Raw genomic sequence first — 1,216 nt, 5'->3', positions numbered from 1 at the left:
ATCCTGACCATATATCCCTATAGCCGTCAATAATGATACTACTGTATATAATAACCTTCGCATTGCTTTATATTTATATTATTAATTCTGAGCTAGGTTTGTTATTGTAACTTTTCCTCCAGGTATTCCACTCAATCCATTGAAATCAAGAGTTAATGCACCGCCACCAAATGTTACTGCTTGTGTTATACCAAACAAAAAAGGAGACCCTATGTTGGCATTTGGCCCTGCATTGCCCCTTATCCATACATTTGGTGTTGATGCGTCCACAGCATTAGTGTTGCCCGTAGGCGTTACAATAACAATCCGTGCCGTATCATTATCTCCTGGATTAAGGTTTACCCCTGCTTGAGGGACAAATTCAATCCTGTCTAGTGTTTCACCTCCAGCAACAGTAAACGTATAAACATTATTGAAATCTTTTACAACTCCCGGTAAAGCAGAGGCATACACCCGCATATTTTCTCCGGCAATATCAAACCATTGCATGGCAGCACCACCAGCACCTAATTCTATCCATTGGGTGCCGTCGTTGTACCAGAAAGTACTTGTGGTAGTGTCATATACAATCATACCGTTCACATTAGGCATCCCTGTACGTTGGCCTGTGGTTAACCGAGGCATCAAAAGGCCTTTATCATTACCTGGAGAACTTATTTCAAGAGCTGCACTGGCATCCGGTGTATTGGTACCAATACCTACATTGCCCGTGGTGTTCTCCACCAAGAAAGCTGGGTTCCCGTTCTGCTGTACCGCAAAATTGCCCGTGCCCGTTAAATCATGTATATATGTAAATGCACCTGGATGGGTAATCGTTGTGTTGTTTTCTAAAGTTCCTCCTAGCTCTACAAAGTTCCCATCTAAAGAAAGCCCGTTGCGTGCACCCCGAGAGCCTAACCCGGGAATCGTCGTTGGGTCTACCCAGGTTGCTACTCCTGTAGCGTCACTGCGCAATACATAATCGGCTACTTCTGCACCAGGTAAATTCAATCGTAAGGTCCCGTCTACATCTAATGTGTTTCCCGTGGGGGCTGTACCTATTCCCACTGAACCCGTCCGCGTAATGGCTCCTGCTACATCTTCTCCATTGACTCCCCAGGCATCGCCGTCTCTTAAATCAGCTAAAGCGATCGTAACAGTACCACCATCAGAGTCCGTTAAAATTAAATTGGTGCCATCTTCAGTCAACGATACGTTTGTTGTATTGGTGTCAACT

General features: G+C 44.7%; 1 pseudogene. It reads right to left on the bottom strand.

The window, feature by feature from the left end:
* Positions 1 to 81: 81 nt before the first annotated feature.
* Positions 82 to 1,216 (bottom strand): annotated as a pseudogene (locus WBG21_RS11210) (hypothetical protein); the annotation flags it as partial.

This window comes from Leptobacterium meishanense (genome assembly GCF_037645805.1).
GTDB lineage: Bacteria > Bacteroidota > Bacteroidia > Flavobacteriales > Flavobacteriaceae > Leptobacterium_A > Leptobacterium_A meishanense.
The sequence above is the reverse complement of the archived record's forward strand: the minus strand, read 5'-3'. Positions and strand labels throughout refer to the sequence as shown.